Origin of the sequence: Weizmannia sp. FSL W8-1119 (assembly GCF_038008605.1) — a bacterium.
GTDB classification, from domain to species: Bacteria; Bacillota; Bacilli; order Bacillales; family Bacillaceae_C; genus Weizmannia; species Weizmannia coagulans.
This window is the reverse complement of the sequence record NZ_JBBOZL010000001.1, coordinates 2,098,535-2,115,139: the sequence shown is the minus strand read 5'-3', so window position 1 is coordinate 2,115,139 and position 16,605 is coordinate 2,098,535. Positions and strand designations below refer to the sequence as shown.

Sequence of the window (16,605 nt, the reverse complement as noted above, 5' to 3'; positions counted from 1 at the left end):
ATTCTTATAGAAATATGGCGAAATTAGTACATTTAAAGTTTAGGGAAATCAGGCCTATGTGTCAATGTATTTGGTTGACAATCTCCTGAATCCGTGACGAAATTTCCGCTTAAAGGCAAACAAATCGCATAAAATTTAGTATAATTGGTATATCAGACAAATTAAATTCATTCCACATTCAGGTGATCTAGGGAAATTTTTACATACTGAATCACTAAAAGTGCATTTATCGAATAGTCGGACACCACTATATCCTTACTCTTGGGAAATCTACCTATTAACGGCGTTTGTTATATTTTCGTCACGGATTCAGGAATCTTATTTTAAGCCGTTTTGCTGAATTTAACCGGCAAATTTTATATAATAGATGAGGTATGTTCATAAAAATGTTAAGTTTTCATACGAAAACTGTGATAGATGGCTCGGCAAAAAGCAAGAGAGGTTTGGAGGAGATCTTTTGGCTAATGAGGATATATTAATGAAAGAAAAAACGGCGCCGGCATTAAAACTGGCAAGCAGGATTATAAAATGCCGCACTGCACCGGATCCGCTCCGCCTTTTTACAGCGGGTGCCGCACGTTTTTACGGCAGCCGGTTTTTTTGGCAGGATAAGAATCGCGAAACTGTATTTGTCGGTTTTGGCCGCGTCTGGTCCTGTACGGTCACAGCCTCTGACGGTTTTGCCCAAATGGAAGACGAATGGCGAAATTTGAAGGGGGCGGGCGAAGTTTATCCGGAAACCGCGGAAACCGGAACAGGGCCTGTGCTTTTCGGCGGTTTTGCGTTTGACGGGACGGTTGCCAAGCAGGAGTGGAAAACATTTGGCCAAGGCATTTTCCGCGTGCCGCAGATTCTTTTCACGTTTAAAAAAGATGCCGTCTTTCTTACGGTAAACGGATGCGGCGGAACAGAGAGCGTGCAGGAAGCGGAGAAAACTGCACGAAGCCTTTTAAACGGCAGTACAGCTTTCCCTGCACTTCCGCCTTTAAAAGCTGTACAGGAAATGGGTGCGGACGAATGGAAAAAAAGTGTCGCAACAGCCGTGCAGTTCATCCGGGAAGGGAGAATGGACAAAGTTGTCCTGGCAAGAAAACTGGAGCTTGCTTTTGACGGCGTGACAAGCCCGGATGCGGTGCTTGCGGCGCTTTCCGCCCAGCAAAATGACAGCTACTTATTTGTACTGGAAGAAGGCAGTGAAAGTTTTATCGGGGCTTCGCCGGAAAGGCTGGTAAAAAAAACGGGCCGGCATATTTTATCGACGTGCCTTGCCGGTTCGATCAAACGCGGCCGCAATGAGGCGGAGGATTTGGAACTTGGAAAAGCGCTGCTTTCGGATCAGAAAAATTTAAGCGAGCATGGTTTTGTCGTATCCATGATTCGGCAGGTGCTTGAACCTTTTTGCAACGGGCTGAATGTGCCGGGTGCGCCTGTTTTAATGCGGATGCGCGATATCCAGCATCTGTACACCCCGGTTACCGGGACAGTGAAAGACAAGAACACCACCCTTTTTCAGTTGGTCAAGGCGCTCCATCCGACGCCGGCACTTGGCGGTATTCCGCGGCAGCCGGCCATGGAAGCGATCCGGCTTCTTGAAAAAATGGACCGCGGTTTATACGGCGCGCCGATCGGCTGGGTGGATTACAGGGGAAGCGGCGAATTTTGCGTCGGCATCCGCTCCGGGCTGTTAAAGGGGGACCATGCATCCCTTTATGCCGGATGCGGTGTCGTTAAGGAATCGGAACCTGAAGAAGAATATAAAGAAACAAGCGTCAAATTTACCCCGATGCTGCGCGCTTTAGGAGGCAAATAGAGTGGGACACCAGGAGATCATGACAACTTATTTGGCAGCTTTTATCCGGCAATTGTCCGCAATGGGGATCCGCTATGCGGTGGTAAGCCCCGGGTCAAGGTCGACGCCGATTGCGATGTTGTTAGCAGAACACCCGGATTTTCAAATTTACATGGATATTGATGAACGGTCAGCCGCTTTTTTTGCGCTCGGGCTTGCAAAAGAAAAACGCAAACCGGTTGTGCTTTTGTGCACGTCTGGCACGGCTGCCGCCAACTATTATCCGGCGGTTGCGGAAGCCAATATTTCACGCGTGCCGCTCATTGTGCTGACGGCAGACCGGCCGCATGAACTACGCAATGTCGGTGCCCCGCAGGCCATTGACCAGATCCGTCTGTACGGCACCCATGTCAAGTGGTTTGAGGAAATGCCGCTTCCGGAAGCAGGGGAAGAAATGCTTCAATTTGTCCGGCAGACAGCGGCCAGGGCAGTAGTAACGTCTCTTCAGCAGCCGGCGGGCCCCGTGCATCTTAATTTTCCGTTGCGCGAGCCGCTTGTTCCGGTTCTTAAGCCGTCTCCTTTTGCCGGCGAAGTACCGGTAGCGGCAATTGAAAATTTTTCCGGCACCCTGCAGCTTTCAGAAGAAACGGTTGAAATCGCGGCAAAAGAGATCCGGGAAAAGGACCGGGGCCTGATCATTTGTGGGCCGATGGATATTCCTGGCTTTGCGGAGGCGGTTGTGGCGCTCAGCGAAAAAACGGGTTACCCGGTGCTGGCAGATCCGTTGTCACAACTGCGGAGCGGCCGGCACGGGAAAGAAAGGATCATTGAAAATTATGATTCCTTGCTGAAAGATCCGAAATGGTCCGGCCGCCTTGCACCGGATGTTGTGATTCGTTTCGGCGCCATGCCGGTTTCCAAACCGCTGACCCTTCTGCTGAAAAAAGTGAAAACAGCCGCCCATTATATTGTTGATGGCGGAAACGGCTGGAGAGATCCCGTGAAGCGGGGAACAACGGTTGTTTATTCGGATGAAATTGAGTTTTGTAAAAAATTATCAAATGCAATTGTGATGAACCCGTTTTCGGAATGGTTTGCCATGTGGCGAAAATTGAATCAGCAAGCGCGGCAGATTGTTACAGCTTCGCTGGAGGCGGAAGAAACCTTTGATGAAGGAAAAACGGTAACCGAACTTGCTGCTGCTTTGCCGGATGGCAGCACGCTTTTTGTCGGCAACAGCATGCCAATCCGGGATGTCGACACATTTTTCCAGGCAACAGATAAAAAGATCCGGATTCTGGCAAACCGTGGCGCGAACGGCATTGACGGCGTTGTGTCTAGTGCGGCCGGCGTGAGCGCGGGATGCGGCAAAGCCTTTTTGCTGATCGGCGACTTGTCCTTTTTCCATGATTTAAACGGCCTGTTGATGACGAAGATGCACAAGCTCAATCTTTGTGTGATTTTGATCAACAATAACGGCGGGGGCATTTTTTCTTTCCTGCCCCAGGCGGATGAGCCGGAAAAATTTGAGCAGCTGTTCGGCACGCCGACGGACCTCGCATTTGAATATGCGGTTAAAATGTATGGCGGGAGCTACGTCCAGCCGCAAAACTGGGATCAATTCCGGGCGGCGCTTTCTGCTTATAAAGGCGGGCTGCAGGTGATTGAAGTCCGGACAAACCGGGCGAAAAATGTCGAAAGCCACCGGAAAATCTGGTTACAGGTTTCCCGGGAAATGGAACGGTATTTTCAAGGTGAGCAACAATGAGAATTAACGGATTGGAATACCATGTAGAAACGGCTGGTGACGAGGAACCGTTGCTGCTGCTTCATGGTTTTACAGGAAATGGGAATACCTGGAATGATACGGTTGCGATGCTGCGGGACGAATTCCGCTGCATTGTGGTGGATATCATCGGCCACGGCAAAACCGAAAAACCGGATGATCCCGGCCGCTATGACATTACAAAAGCTGCCGCTGATTTGCGTGCGGTGCTTCAGGCGCTTGGCATCCGCCGGGCGTCTGTCCTCGGCTATTCGATGGGCGGGCGGCTGGCGCTTACGTTTGCCGTCCGGTATCCGCAAATGGTAGATAAACTTGTACTGGAAAGCGCGTCTCCCGGCTTGAAAACGGAAGCGGAACGGCTGGCGCGGCGAGAGCGGGATGAACAGCTGGCGGAACGGATTTTGGCCGGGGGCATTGAAGCATTTGTCAGCCATTGGGAAAATCTCCCGCTGTTTGCATCACAGAAACAGCTGCCGGCTGGGGTGCGGGGGAAAATCCGCAAACAGCGCCTTGAAAATGACCCGGCTGGTTTGGCGAACAGCCTGCGCGGCATGGGGACAGGCGCGCAGCCATCATGGTGGGGAAGACTCTCTGAACTTCATTTCCCCGTCTTGCTTGCAACTGGCGAATGGGATGCCAAGTTTTGCCGGATTGCCGGAGAGATGGAAGAGCGGCTCCCGAATGCCAAAAAAATTATTTTTCCGCATGCCGGCCATGCAATTCATGTGGAAGATCCGAAAAAGTTTGGTACAATGGTAAAGGGATTTTTAAAAAATTGTTGATAAATTGTCGTAAAATGTACATAAAAAAGGAGGAATCATCATGGCAGTTGAATGGAAAACTGAGCATGAGTATGAAGATATTTTATACGAATCCTATAACGGCATTGCCAAAATTACGATTAACCGTCCCCATGTGCGCAATGCTTTCCGGCCGGAAACGGTAACCGAGATGTATGATGCGTTTTCCCGGGCGCGCGATGATGCCAATATCGGGGTCATTATTTTAACCGGTATGGGGGAAAAGGCCTTTTGTTCCGGCGGCGACCAAAAAGTGCGCGGCAATGGCGGCTATGTGGGCAGCGACAATATTCCGCGCCTGAACGTGCTTGATTTGCAGCGTTTGATCCGTGTGATTCCGAAACCGGTCATTGCCATGGTAGCAGGTTATGCGATCGGCGGCGGGCATGTGCTGCATGTGGTTTGTGATTTGACGATTGCGGCCGACAATGCCATTTTCGGCCAGACCGGACCGAAAGTTGGCAGCTTCGACGGCGGTTACGGCGCAGGTTACCTTGCAAGGATCGTCGGCCATAAAAAAGCGCGCGAAATCTGGTATTTGTGCCGCCAGTACAACGCGCAGGAAGCGTTGGAAATGGGGCTTGTCAACGCAGTCGTGCCTTATGAAAAACTGGAAGAAGAAACGATCAAATGGGCGGAGGAAATCCTTGAGAAAAGCCCAATGGCGATCCGTTTCCTGAAAGCCGCATTCAATGCTGATACGGACGGGCTTGCCGGCCTCCAGCAATTTGCGGGCGATGCAACCCTTTTGTATTACACAACGGACGAAGCAAAAGAAGGCCGCGATGCATTCAAGGAAAAACGCAAACCAGACTTCGGCCAGTTCCCGCGTTTCCCGTGATTGGAAAATGGGCTGTCTCGATTGAGGCAGCCTGAATTTTTTCACGGGGAAATTTTTGCTGAATGGTCCATGATTCAAAAAGGCAATTCAGCAAGTGGTTGAGATGTTCTTTAACGTATTTCAAAGAGACGTTTTAACGACTGACAAAGGTAGAAATGTCTTTTAACGGGTTACAAAAAGACAATTCAGGGAGAAACGAAGCGCAGATTGTCCTTTAGAGGGATTCAAAAGGACATTTCGGCAACTGACAAAGATTGAACTGTCTTTTAGCGTGTTCCAAAAGGACAATTCAGGTAGAAATGAAGCGCAGATTGTCCTTTAAAGAGGTTCAAAAGGACAATTCGGGGAAAGCCGAAGAGCAAATTGTTCTTTAGAGAGGTTCAAAAGGACATTTCGGCAAGTGACAAAGGTCAAACTGTCTTTTAGCGTGTTCCAAAAGGACAATTCCGGGAGAGACAAAAAGCAAAATGTCCTTTAGAAGGGTTCAAAAGGACAATTTCGCAAATAAAGAAGCCCGTAATGTCCTTTAAGGCGCTTTTAAAAGACGATCTTGCAATGGATAGGGATAAACTGTCCTGTTGAAAAAGCAAAAGTGGCATGTTCAAAATAGATTTTTATCAGGTGATGTTATGCTACCCAATTTTTTAAAACAGCGCGCGTATTTAACGCCGAACCGGATTGCGCTCATCAGTCAAGGTACAAGCCTGACGTTTGCCGGGCTGTACGAAAAGGCGAAAGAAACGGCGCGGAAGCTGTCCGGCTGCGGCATGCAGGCGGAAGATACGGCAGCGGTCCTTTTAAACAGCCGCGCGGAAACGGCGGTCATTCTCCATGCGCTGCAGCAGCTCCGTGTCCGCACCCTTTTTCTCAACCACCGTTTAACGACGGCGGAAATGCAGTACCAGCTCACCGACAGCGGCGCGAAATGGCTGATTACAGAAAAAGCGTTCCGAGAAAAAACAGAAGTGTTAAACGAAACAGCAACCGTGATTCAAAGCGAAGCACTTGGCGATTTGCCGGCTGCGGGCTACGAAGAACGTGCGGAGTTTGCACTCGGGGATGTCTGCTCGATCATGTACACATCCGGCACAACTGGCAAACCAAAAGGCGTCCTGCAAACATACGGCAACCACTGGTGGAGCGCCGCCGGTTCTGCGCTCAATCTCGGCGTGCGGGAAGACGATACGTGGCTGTGCGCAGTGCCGCTTTTTCATATCAGCGGTTTTTCGATCCTGATGCGTTCTGTTTTTTATGGCATGACGGTTTATTTAATGGAAAAATTTGATGAAAAAGAGACGGCCAAACTGCTGAAGTCCGGCCGCATTACAACGATGTCGGTTGTGGCCAACATGCTGCAGCGTTTGCTTCGTGAACTCGGACACGACAGCCTTCATCCGAACTTCCGCTGCCTCCTGCTCGGCGGGGGGCCGGCGCCGCGCCCGCTGCTTGAAGCGTGTGCCGAAAAGAATATCCCGGTTTTTCAGTCATACGGCATGACCGAAACGGCCTCGCAAACCGTGACGCTTGCCCCGGAAGACAGTCTGCGAAAAATCGGGTCGGCGGGGAAACCGTTATTCCCGGCGCAAATTCGGATTGTTTCCGATGGCAAAGTGTGCGGGCCGTTTGAACACGGGGAAATTGCGGTAAAAGGGCCGAACGTGACAATCGGTTATCTGAACCGCCCGGATGCGAACCGGAAAAGTTTCCGGGAAGGCTGGTTTTTCACCGGCGATATCGGTTATCTGGATGATGAAGGCTTTTTATACGTACTGGACAGGCGCTCCGATCTGATTATCTCCGGCGGCGAAAATATCTATCCGGCTGAAATTGAAGAGGTGCTCCTTGCCCATCCGGATATTCTTGAAGCCGGGGTCATCGGCGTGGAGGACGAAAAGTGGGGCCAGGTGCCGGCTGCGTTTATTGTCACAAAAAGGGCAGTCCGGGAGAGGGAGCTGCAGGCTTTTTGCGAAACGCGGCTCGCAAAATTTAAAATTCCGAAAAAAGTGTATGCCGTTCCCGCGCTGCCTCGGAATGCATCGAATAAGCTGGTGCGCAGGAAGCTGCTGGAGCTGCTGCCGTCATGATCGGGATTGAAAAAGTATCGCTTTCTGTGATCAAAATGCCGCTTAAGTCCCCGTTTGAAAATGCGCTCGAAAAAGTAACGGAGCGGGAAGCAATCCTGCTTGAAGTATTAGATAAGGAAGGGGTGGCCGGTTTCGGGGAAGCTGTTGCATTTTCAACCCCGTGGTACACAGAAGAGACGGTGCAGACATGCTTTCACATGCTGAAAGATGTGCTCGTCCCGCTTCTTCGGGAAAAGCCGGTTGCACACCCAAAAGAAGTGAGCGGCCGGTTCCGGTCCGTCCGGCGCAATCATATGGCAAAGGCGGCAATCGAAACGGCTATCTGGGATTTGTACGCGAAAAAGAAGCAAAAGCCGCTTTGGCGGTTAATCGGGGGCGCACGGGACCGCGTGGCTGCCGGCGTTGCGGTCGGCAGCCATGATACAGCGGATGCGCTCCGGCAAATCGGGGCGTTTGTTGATGAGGGCTATAAAAGGGTGAAAGTCAAAATCAAGCCCGGCCATGATGAAGCGTTTGTCCGCGAAATCCGGGATGCATTTCCTGATCTCACGCTGATGGCGGATGCGAACTCCACGTACACGCTGGCGGATGCGCCGCGTTTGAAAAGGCTCGACCGGTACGGGCTCCTGATGATTGAACAGCCGCTTGCCGCCGATGATATTGTGGAGCACGCGGCATTGCAAAAGCAGCTGGAGACGCCGGTTTGTCTGGATGAAAGCATCGTAACATATCATGATGCGGAAAGCGCGCTCCGGCTCGGCAGCTTCCGGGCGCTCAATATTAAAATTGGGCGGGTCGGCGGGCTCTATCCGGCGATCCGGCTCCATGACCTTTGTGCATCCCGTGGCATTCCGGTCTGGTGCGGCGGCATGATCGAATTTGGCGTATCGCGCGCCTTTAACCTCGCGCTCGCCTCTTTGCCGGGCTTTACGATTCCGGGCGATATTTCTTCATCCAGCCGGTTTTGGGAAAAAGATATCATTGAACCGGAAATCACGGCGGAAAACGGGCAAATCCGCCTGCTGGACAGACCGGGAACCGGGTTTGAGATCGACCGCGCCTATGTAAAAAAAATCCGGACATATACCGAAACGATATGAAAAAACTGCCGCACAAGACGGCAGTTTTTTCGTGAAAACATCGATTCGAATGTCTTATAAGTGCCTTTACGGCTGGACGTTCGAGACCTTTTCATGAAGACATTCGATTCAAATGACCGATAAGTGAAATTGGCCTTTACAGGTGAACGCTTGGTTTTTTTTTATAAAACATCGATTTTGAAAATGAAATCAGCCCACACGGCTGGAAGCTCGAGGTTTTTTCATTCAAGTGTCTGATCAGTGAAATGGCCCTTCATGCCAGGTTTCATGAAAACATCGATTCAAACGTTTTACAATCGGTTTCCTGCTGGTTTTCAGCCTGGGTTCCTGTATGGCTCACGATGTAAATTTCCTCGGCAGAACAAAGATTGCCCTCCTCCCAGAACACACAGTTCCTGACTTCGCATAACACATCTTTTGCCATGCGGGACACCCCCTTAAAACATGCCGTACGCTTTTAGTTTCTGCAGCGTGCGGCAAACCATTACTGCAAAGCTTTTTCCAATCCTTTTAAATTGTCGTCCATCAATGTAAAGTAATCTTTATGCGCTTTGATTTCTTCGTTCGTCCGGACGCCGAGATGGTGGATGTAAACCGCTTTTGTATTCGTTTCCTGTTGGACCACTTTCGCAATTTTGGAAGGCACATTTTTTTCAAACACGATGTAGGAAATATGGTCCTGTTTTACTTTTTGGATAATGTTCTCCAGCTGTTTTTGCGACGGTTCATCCGAAGTGGAAAGCCCGGCGATCGGAATTTGTTTGATGCCGTACCGTTTTACCCAGTAGCCGTATGCTGCGTGGGAAACGACAACTTCTTTGTTGTCTGACTTTAATACCGCCTGTTTGTATGCTGCATTGACCCGGTCCAGTTTCTTTGCCAGCTGATCGTAATTTTTCTTAAAATACGCTTTTTGCTCCGGCATTTTTTTTGAAAGCTGTGTTGTAATCATGCCGGCCATTTGCTTGACGTAAATGGGGTCGAGCCAGACATGCGGATCGGCTTTTGCATTTGTTTTATCCGGAACAGGAAGCCGGTCTCCGAGTGCCATCATTTTCACATTCTGGCCTTCGAGCACTTGTTTTGCCTTGCTCGCAAAGCCTTCAAGCCCGAGCCCGATGTAAAAGAAAAAGTCGGAATCGGCGAGCTTCAGGATATCTTTCTGTGACGGTTCGTATGTATGTTCATCCGTGCCCGGCGGATAAATCGTTTTTACCGCCACATACTTTCCGCCAATTTGCTGTGTAACATATTCCAGTGGATAGACGGTGGTATAAACCGAAATTTTATGATCCTGCTTGCTTTCCTGTTTGTTTGCACATGCCGTAACAAACAGTATGGTAAAAGCGAGCAGTACGGGAAAAAGTTTTTTCAAAGCGGACGATTCCTTTCTTTGTTTAATTCGTAATGATTACGATTTACTCACAAAAAATATATTACTAAAATCCGCTTTATATGACAAGAAAAATTTTTAAGGGACAGCAAATGCTGCCCCTTAATCTTTTTTATCTTCTTCTTCGGTTTCAAGTATGCCGTAAGCGCCGTTCATGGCCTGTTCGTCGGGGTCAGCGCCGAAATCGCCGCCCTTTTTTTGCTGCTCTTTTTTCTCTTCCATACAAAACACCTCCACCTGTAGCGTTTTCCCGAAATGGGAAACGTATACGGGGGAGGCTTGCGGTTTGAATGCAAAATGGTTTGTTTTTTCACCGGCCCGGAGGAATTAACCAGACGTTCAATGTTTTTTCACCGGCCACTGGTCCGGAACGGGATCATACCCGCCGGCGTGAAATGGGTGGCATTTTAAAATTCTTCTGATTGCCAGGTAGCCGCCGCGGAGTGCGCCGAACCGTTTGACCGCTTCAAGCCCGTAATTCGAGCAGGTCGGCTGAAACCGGCAGCTTGGCGGAAACAGCGGGGAAATCGCAAGTTGATACAAACGGATCAGTTTAATGAAAATGAACTTCAGCATCGTTCTGCCCCTTTCTTCGTTTATTTTAGCATGTTTTCAAAAAAGATGTGCAACATATGATTGGGTGTTTGAAGGCCCGGAAAAAGGGTACAAACAAAGCAGGAGGTTGATCAAACATGGCAGAAAACGAACAATTAATGGAAATCTTAAATAAGCAGGTTGCCAATTGGACAGTACTTTATACCAAATTGCACAACTACCATTGGTATGTGAAAGGGCCGAACTTTTTAAGCCTTCACGCCAAATTTGAAGAATTGTACAATCTTGCAAATGACTATCTCGATGAACTGGCTGAACGTCTTCTCGCTTTAAACGGCAATCCGGTGGCGACATTGAAAGGAAGCCTTGAATTGTCCTCGGTACAGGAAGCAAGCGGCAATGAGAGCACAGAGGAAATGGTGCAGGCGACTGCCAACGACTTTGCGATGATCGCGAAAGAACTAGAGGAAGCGATCGGGCTCGCCAACAGAATTGGCGATGACGCAACCGCCGACATGCTTACCAACATCCAGGAAACGCTTGATAAAAACATTTGGATGTTGAACGCCTTTCTTGGAAAGCGGTAATTAAAAGCGGGGTGCGAAACTGGCCGGCCCCCGCCATAAAGGCTGTCCCGCCAAAGCGGAACAGCCTTTATTACTGCAAATATTTTGTTGTCGGGTAAGCGTCAAAGCCTGCGTAATCGGAAAATTTATCTTTTAGTGTCTCCAGTATGTATAATCCGATAAAATGTTCCAGTTCGGCTGTGCTCATTTCGCGCACAATCCCAAGCAGGTCTTTCCGGTTGTAATTTTCGACGACCGCTGCAGAAATGGCGTCCAAGTCTTCTTCATCCCCCGTCAGCCGGTCCCGGTACAGCTCAAACAATTCATCGACTAGCCTCATGCCGTCTCCTCCTTTATTTATTTCTTATTCACTATCCGCAATGGGGCCTTTTTAAACATTTTATGATTATTTTTACGCGATGTACCTCGAAAAATACAAGAGGTTTCAATAAAAATTTCGCCAATTTTTGCACCCGCTTGCGTATAATGAAGAACAGGAGGGATTTGATGTGTACCGGTTTACAGATTTGAACGGCAACCCAGTTACACTTATTTTTGAAAAAAATGCTTTTTCCATAGAGCCGCAGCATGTGCTCGTGCTCGCACGCTACCGCGGAAACTGGCTTTTGACAAGGCATCCGAAGCGGGGGCTTGAGTTTCCCGGCGGAAAAAGGGAAGCGGGCGAGACGGTCCGGGAAGCGGCTCGACGCGAGCTGTATGAAGAAACGGGCGGTATTCCGGAAAACCTTCAATATATCGGGGAGTATTGCGTCTGTGATCAGGCGCGCGGGCCGTTTGTAAAGGCAGTTTTTTACGCGGGCATCGGCCGGCTTGAACCCAAACACGACTATTTGGAAACGGATGGGCCTGTTGTTGTGGAAGGGAATCTTGTTGAAAAATTGCAGTCCCCGTCATTCAGTTTTCTCATGAAAGACGGGGTTGTCGAAACAGCGCTCAGGCATCTTGAAAAATAAGAATGGGGGGAACCCTCATCTGTCTTTTGCCAGCTTTTTCTCCAGCCAGCCGACAAGCTGGTACATCATGGTTGCCACAATGGCAATCAGGATCATCGAAAGCATGACGAGCGTAAAATTAAACACCTGGAAACCATAGATGATCATGTAGCCGAGCCCTTTTGAAGATACGAGATACTCGCCGACAATGACCCCGACCCATGCAAGCCCGACATTGACTTTCAGCGTGGAAATGATCACAGGAATCGATGCCGGGAAAATGGCTTCCCGGAACACCTGTAAACGGGAGGCGCCGAACGAGTGCAACACTTTCGTGTAATTCGGGTCCACATCCCGGAACGCCGTATAAATGACGATGGTTGTCACAATGACGGAGATAATGACGCCCATGGCAACAATAGAAGAGAATCCCGGGCCCATGCTGACAATTAAAATCGGACCGAGCGCTACTTTCGGCATGGCGTTAAGGATGACGAGATACGGATCAAGAATCTTTGATAAAAACGGCGACCACCAAAGAACGGCGGCAAGTGCCGCGCCGAGCACAGTCCCGAGGATAAAGCCCATGATGGTTTCAAAAACGGTAATCCCCAAATGGACGTAAAGCGAGCCGTCTTCCAACTTTGCCACCAATAACGCCCACACTTTGGACGGGGAGCTGAAAATGAGCGGGTCAATCCAATGGAGACGGCTCGCCAGTTCCCAAAGGCAGAAAAAGACAATTAAAATGAAAAGCTGGAAAAAGCGGACCCGGCGTTTTTCTTTGCGTATCGCGGCAAGGTAATCTTCATGCCGGAGCGTTGTATTTTCAGCTGTTTTCAAGGGACTCCAGCTCCTTCCATATGTCGTTGAAAAGTTCGGAATAGGTTTGCCGGCTCCGCGCTTCAAACGGGCGGAGGCGGCGCAGCTCTTCTGGCACATCAAAAATTTTATGGAGCCTGCCGGGTTTTGACGCCAACAGCAGGATCCGGTCGCTCATCGCAATGGCTTCACCGATATCGTGCGTGACAAGCACCGCTGTTTTATGGAATTGCTTCAGCGTGTCAAATACCAGGTCCTCCAGTTTTAATTTTGTCTGAAAATCAAGGGCGGAAAACGGTTCATCCAGCAGCAGGATTTTCGGATCGACCGCGAGCGTCCGCACAAGTGCCGCCCGCTGCCGCATTCCGCCCGAAAGTTGGCGCGGGTATTGGTTTTCGGTGCCGGCAAGGCCGATCGTTTGTAAAAGCCGGAGTGTATGTTTTCTTGACGCCGGATTCAGCTGTTTCTCCAATTTCAGCCCGATCATGATGTTTTCTTCAATTGTTTTCCACGGAAACAAATAGTCCTGCTGAAGCATATAGCCGATGGAAGATTGCCGGGAACCTGGCAATTTGCCGTCAATCTGCACAATCCCCGCAGTCGGTTGCAGTAGCCCTGCAAGAATCGAAAGCAGCGTTGTTTTTCCGCAGCCGCTCGGACCCAAAAGCGAGACAAACTCGCCTTCTTCCATTTGAAACGAAATGTTTTCAAGCGCCTTTGTGGCCTGTTTAGCCGTAAAATAGGTGTGATTGACGTTTTGAACGGTCAAAAAACGCATATGTGCTGCCCGCCTGAAGGGGCGCACCCCCTTTCCGTTATTTTGCTTTTTTCACAATGGATGCGTTGACCAGTTTGTCGTACGGCACAGTATGGTCGAGTTCGCCGGCTTCTTTCATGATGTCCTGGAGCGTGTTCCAGCCGCTTTTGGTTAAAATCATATCGCTGCTAAACGAGCCCTGGCTGCGGTACCGTTCAATAGAGGAGGCGAGCATATCGGTATTCGTGTCTTTAAAATAAGGCTGGACTGTTTTTGCGACCGTTTCCGCATCGGTTTTTTGCACCCATTTTCCGGCCTTCAGCAGGGCGCGGACAAATTTCACCGCTGTTTTTTCATGCTCTTTCAAATAGCTTTGCTTTGCCATGAAGGTCGTGTACGGCACTTTTCCGGACTCTTTGCCGAAAGAAGCCACAATATAACCCTTTCCTTCTTTTTCCATTGTGGATGCGGTCGGTTCAAACAGCTGGACAAAATCCCCCGTGCCGGATGCATAAGCATTGGCGACATTGGCAAAATCGATGTTTTGGATCAGCTTTGTGTCTTTGTGCGGGTCAATACCGTGCTTTTTCAGGACATACTCGCCGACCATTTGCGGCATTCCACCTTTCCTTTGGCCGAGAAAAGTGGTGCCTTTCAGCATATCCCACGAAAAATGGTCGATTTTTTTGCGCGAGACGAGAAATGTTCCGTCTGTCGCCGTCAGCTGCGCGAAATTGATAACCGGGTCTGCCGCTTTTTGTTTGTATACATAGATGGACGTTTCCGATCCGACAAGCGCAATATCGGTTCCCCCTGAAAGCAGGGCAGTCATCGTTTTATCCCCGCCCCATGTGGTCGCCAGCTTAATATCAAGCCCTTCCTCTTTGAAATAGCCTTTCGCAAGCGCGACATAAAGCGGGGTGTAAAAGACGGAACGCGTCACTTCGGCAACCCGCACTTTTTGCAATGCTTTTTTCTTTGAACCTTTACTCCCGCACGCGCTTAAACTGAATGCAAGCAATACGGCAAGCAGAAGCGTGAATCCGGATTTGAGCCACTTTTTCATCATGCAACCTCCTCATTGGGCTTTTTTACAGCCTATGCCGCGTGAGTTGATTGTGTGAACGCCTAATCAATTAAAAATCTATTTTGCCGGGTTGGGGGAGAAAAGATAAAACGAGAACGGTGCCGGAGACCAGCCGGATCGGGATGTTGCGTTTGAACCTGTTCCTGGCTGGGGCCGGGAAAGCACATTTCTGTCCGCGATCGGGGGCAATATTCAAAAAGGCTGCACCCTTTAAACAGCTAAAGGGGCAGCCTTTTTTATGAGCAGGATACCATCGCTTGCCGCGTGTCCATGGCCAGTTGAAACGCCGGTCCTTCGCAAATTTTAAAGCGGAATGGCCGTGTTCCATCCATCCCTGTCTGTATCTTCTAAATTGTTCCATGCGCAAAGCGGACGACCTGGTTTTGCGAAAAGCGCCGCGATTTCAAATCGGCCCAAAAGCAAATGGCACAGCTCCATTGTCTCCCGTCAAATCCATGCGTGTCCGTTGTTTTTGCCCTTCACGCCATTGTTATTTCACCCATTTCCGCTGAAATGCGGCAATGTTGGTGTATTCCCCTTCAAGCAGGCGGGAGATCCGGATGTAAATCGGGAGGATCTCTTCGTATACCGCAGTATTTTCCGGAATCGGGCGATGGGTGTGCGTGGCGCCGATCCAGTCTGAGACGGCCGAGAAATCATCTATTTCGCCGAGCGCATACATGCCAAGGACGATCGCCCCGAGGCAGGAGCTTTCAAAACTTTCCGGCACGACGACTTCCTGGTTGAAAATATCAGCGAGCATTTGCCGCCACAAATCGGAGCGGGCAAAGCCGCCGGTCGCCTGGATTTTTTTCGGGATGCCGATCATTTCCTGAAGCGCCAGCATAACCGTATAGAGATTATAAATCACGCCTTCCAGCACGGCGCGGACCATATGCTCGCGTTTATGGTGCAGGCCGAGGCCGAAAAACGATCCCCTTGCATCCGCGTTCCAAATCGGCGCGCGCTCGCCGGCCAGGTACGGATGAAAGATGAGCCCGTACGATCCCGGGGCAACACGGGCGGCAATTTTCGTCAGTACTTCATACGGATCAATGCCGAGCCGTTTTGCCGTCTCGACTTCGGCTGCGGCCAGTTCATCGCGCACCCACCGGAACGTCATGCCGCCGTTATTGACCGGCCCGCCGACGACCCAGTGGTTTTCCGTTAACGCATAGCAGAAAATCCTTCCCTTTGGATCGGTCACAGGTTTATCCGTAACGGTCCGGATCGCGCCGCTTGTCCCGATCGTGATCGCGACAACACCGGGGTCGATCGCATTCACGCCGAGATTCGAAAGCACCCCGTCACTTGCGCCGGCAACAAACGGCGTGTCTTGCGGAATGCCGGTTTCGGCCGCATATTCCGGCGCAAGCCCGGTGAGGTAAAAGGTTGTCGGCACAGGTTTTGACAGCTGTTCTGCCGTAATGCCGGCCACATCCAGCGCCTCTTTGTCCCAGTCCAGGCCGTGGAGATTAAAAAGGCCGGTCGCAGAGGCAAGCGAATAATCGACGATATACTGCCCGAAAAAGCGATAAAAAATATACTCTTTAATGCCGATAAACTTGAACGTTTTTTTGAACAGCTCCGGTACATCGTGGCGGAGCCATGTCATTTTGGAAAGGGGGGACATCGGATGGATAGGGGTGCCGGTCCGCCTGTAAATGTCCTGGCCGTGCCATTCATCCTTTATTTTTTTCGCCCATTTTGCCGCGCGCGCGTCAGCCCAGGTGATGCAGTTGGTTAGCGGTTTGCCGCCTTTGTCCACTGCAATCAGGCTGTGCATTGCGGAACTGAACGAAACGAGTTTTATTTCGGAAGGATCAACGCCGCTTTTGGCGATCGCTGTTTTCATCGAGTCAATGACGGCGCGGAAAATTTCATCCGGATGCTGCTCGGCGACCTGGGGGGACGGGCTGTAAAGCGGATAGCCTGCATGGTGCATGCTGATGACTTTTCCTTTTTCGCCGAATAAAACAGATTTTGTTGATGTTGTACCGATATCTACGCCTAAATAATAGGTCATCGAAAGTCAATCTCCTTTATGAACCTGCTGCTTCAAAATAATTTTT

The 16,605-nt window shown here is 50.1% G+C and carries 17 protein-coding genes; 8 read left to right on the top strand and 9 right to left on the bottom strand.

Annotated elements, in window-relative coordinates:
- The first annotated feature begins 478 nt into the window (after positions 1-478).
- The 6 genes from NSQ19_RS10365 to menC all read left to right on the top strand — a co-directional run bounded on the left by NSQ19_RS10365 (position 479) and on the right by menC (position 8,400).
- On the top strand, positions 479-1,810 hold the full coding sequence (locus tag NSQ19_RS10365) for an isochorismate synthase (RefSeq protein ID WP_019720645.1): 1,332 nt from the start codon (positions 479-481) through the stop codon (positions 1,808-1,810).
- A gap of 1 nt (position 1,811) precedes the next feature.
- On the top strand, positions 1,812-3,557 hold the full coding sequence (gene menD, locus NSQ19_RS10360) for a 2-succinyl-5-enolpyruvyl-6-hydroxy-3-cyclohexene-1-carboxylic-acid synthase (RefSeq protein ID WP_340702818.1): 1,746 nt from the start codon (positions 1,812-1,814) through the stop codon (positions 3,555-3,557).
- The gene (gene menH, locus NSQ19_RS10355; RefSeq protein ID WP_013860040.1) at positions 3,554-4,357 is read left to right on the top strand and encodes a 2-succinyl-6-hydroxy-2,4-cyclohexadiene-1-carboxylate synthase; all 804 of its coding nucleotides are present in this window, start codon (positions 3,554-3,556) and stop codon (positions 4,355-4,357) included. The genes menD and menH overlap by 4 nt, the downstream gene beginning before the upstream one ends.
- A 40-nt stretch (positions 4,358-4,397) precedes the next feature.
- Complete coding sequence (menB, locus tag NSQ19_RS10350; RefSeq protein WP_013860039.1) at positions 4,398-5,216, top strand: 1,4-dihydroxy-2-naphthoyl-CoA synthase; 819 nt, start codon at positions 4,398-4,400, stop codon at positions 5,214-5,216.
- A 629-nt stretch (positions 5,217-5,845) separates the two neighbouring features.
- Entirely contained in the window at positions 5,846-7,300 is a 1,455-nt protein-coding gene (locus NSQ19_RS10345) for an o-succinylbenzoate--CoA ligase (RefSeq protein ID WP_340702817.1), read from the top strand.
- Positions 7,297-8,400, top strand: a complete 1,104-nt coding sequence (gene menC / locus NSQ19_RS10340) for an o-succinylbenzoate synthase (protein ID WP_118498333.1) — start codon at positions 7,297-7,299, stop codon at positions 8,398-8,400. The genes NSQ19_RS10345 and menC overlap by 4 nt, the downstream gene beginning before the upstream one ends.
- Positions 8,401-8,665: 265 nt before the next feature.
- On the opposite strand, the gene NSQ19_RS10335 is transcribed toward menC, so the two are convergent.
- From NSQ19_RS10335 to yidD, 4 genes are all read right to left on the bottom strand, one after another.
- Positions 8,666-8,824: a DUF1540 domain-containing protein gene (locus tag NSQ19_RS10335; protein WP_013860036.1), complete on the bottom strand. Its 159-nt coding sequence runs from the start codon at positions 8,822-8,824 to the stop codon at positions 8,666-8,668.
- A gap of 60 nt (positions 8,825-8,884) precedes the next feature.
- Positions 8,885-9,775, bottom strand: a complete 891-nt coding sequence (locus NSQ19_RS10330; protein WP_340702816.1) for a metal ABC transporter solute-binding protein, Zn/Mn family — start codon at positions 9,773-9,775, stop codon at positions 8,885-8,887.
- A gap of 120 nt (positions 9,776-9,895) precedes the next feature.
- Positions 9,896-10,015 (bottom strand): DUF4021 domain-containing protein, encoded by a 120-nt coding sequence (locus NSQ19_RS10325; RefSeq protein WP_340702815.1) that lies wholly within the window; start codon positions 10,013-10,015, stop codon positions 9,896-9,898.
- A 117-nt stretch (positions 10,016-10,132) separates the two neighbouring features.
- Positions 10,133-10,369 carry a membrane protein insertion efficiency factor YidD gene (yidD, locus tag NSQ19_RS10320; protein WP_017554000.1) on the bottom strand — a complete coding sequence of 79 codons (237 nt, stop codon included), beginning with the start codon at positions 10,367-10,369 and terminating at the stop codon, positions 10,133-10,135.
- Between the two features lie 116 nt (positions 10,370-10,485).
- Between yidD and NSQ19_RS10315 the strand changes: the two genes are divergently transcribed.
- The gene (locus NSQ19_RS10315; protein WP_061575908.1) at positions 10,486-10,935 is read left to right on the top strand and encodes a Dps family protein; all 450 of its coding nucleotides are present in this window, start codon (positions 10,486-10,488) and stop codon (positions 10,933-10,935) included.
- 70 nt (positions 10,936-11,005) lie between these two features.
- On the opposite strand, the gene NSQ19_RS10310 is transcribed toward NSQ19_RS10315, so the two are convergent.
- On the bottom strand, positions 11,006-11,254 hold the full coding sequence (locus tag NSQ19_RS10310; protein WP_013860030.1) for a DUF6154 family protein: 249 nt from the start codon (positions 11,252-11,254) through the stop codon (positions 11,006-11,008).
- A 169-nt stretch (positions 11,255-11,423) separates the two neighbouring features.
- Here NSQ19_RS10310 and ytkD point away from each other — a divergent pair, with 169 nt between their 5' ends.
- Entirely contained in the window at positions 11,424-11,888 is a 465-nt protein-coding gene (gene ytkD, locus NSQ19_RS10305) for an RNA deprotection pyrophosphohydrolase (RefSeq protein ID WP_026104708.1), read from the top strand.
- A gap of 15 nt (positions 11,889-11,903) precedes the next feature.
- Here the strand turns inward: ytkD and NSQ19_RS10300 are convergent, their stop codons facing one another.
- The 4 genes from NSQ19_RS10300 to gntK all read right to left on the bottom strand — a co-directional run bounded on the left by NSQ19_RS10300 (position 11,904) and on the right by gntK (position 16,559).
- Complete coding sequence (locus tag NSQ19_RS10300) at positions 11,904-12,710, bottom strand: ABC transporter permease (protein ID WP_118498329.1); 807 nt, start codon at positions 12,708-12,710, stop codon at positions 11,904-11,906.
- Complete coding sequence (locus NSQ19_RS10295) at positions 12,697-13,467, bottom strand: ABC transporter ATP-binding protein (RefSeq protein WP_340702814.1); 771 nt, start codon at positions 13,465-13,467, stop codon at positions 12,697-12,699. Before NSQ19_RS10295 ends, NSQ19_RS10300 begins: the two co-directional genes overlap by 14 nt.
- A gap of 37 nt (positions 13,468-13,504) precedes the next feature.
- The gene (locus NSQ19_RS10290) at positions 13,505-14,512 is read right to left on the bottom strand and encodes an ABC transporter substrate-binding protein (RefSeq protein WP_340702813.1); all 1,008 of its coding nucleotides are present in this window, start codon (positions 14,510-14,512) and stop codon (positions 13,505-13,507) included.
- 511 nt (positions 14,513-15,023) lie between these two features.
- A complete protein-coding gene (gene gntK / locus NSQ19_RS10285; RefSeq protein ID WP_340702812.1) occupies positions 15,024-16,559 on the bottom strand; it encodes a gluconokinase in 1,536 nt (511 codons plus the stop codon).
- Between the last annotated feature and the right edge of the window lie 46 nt (positions 16,560-16,605).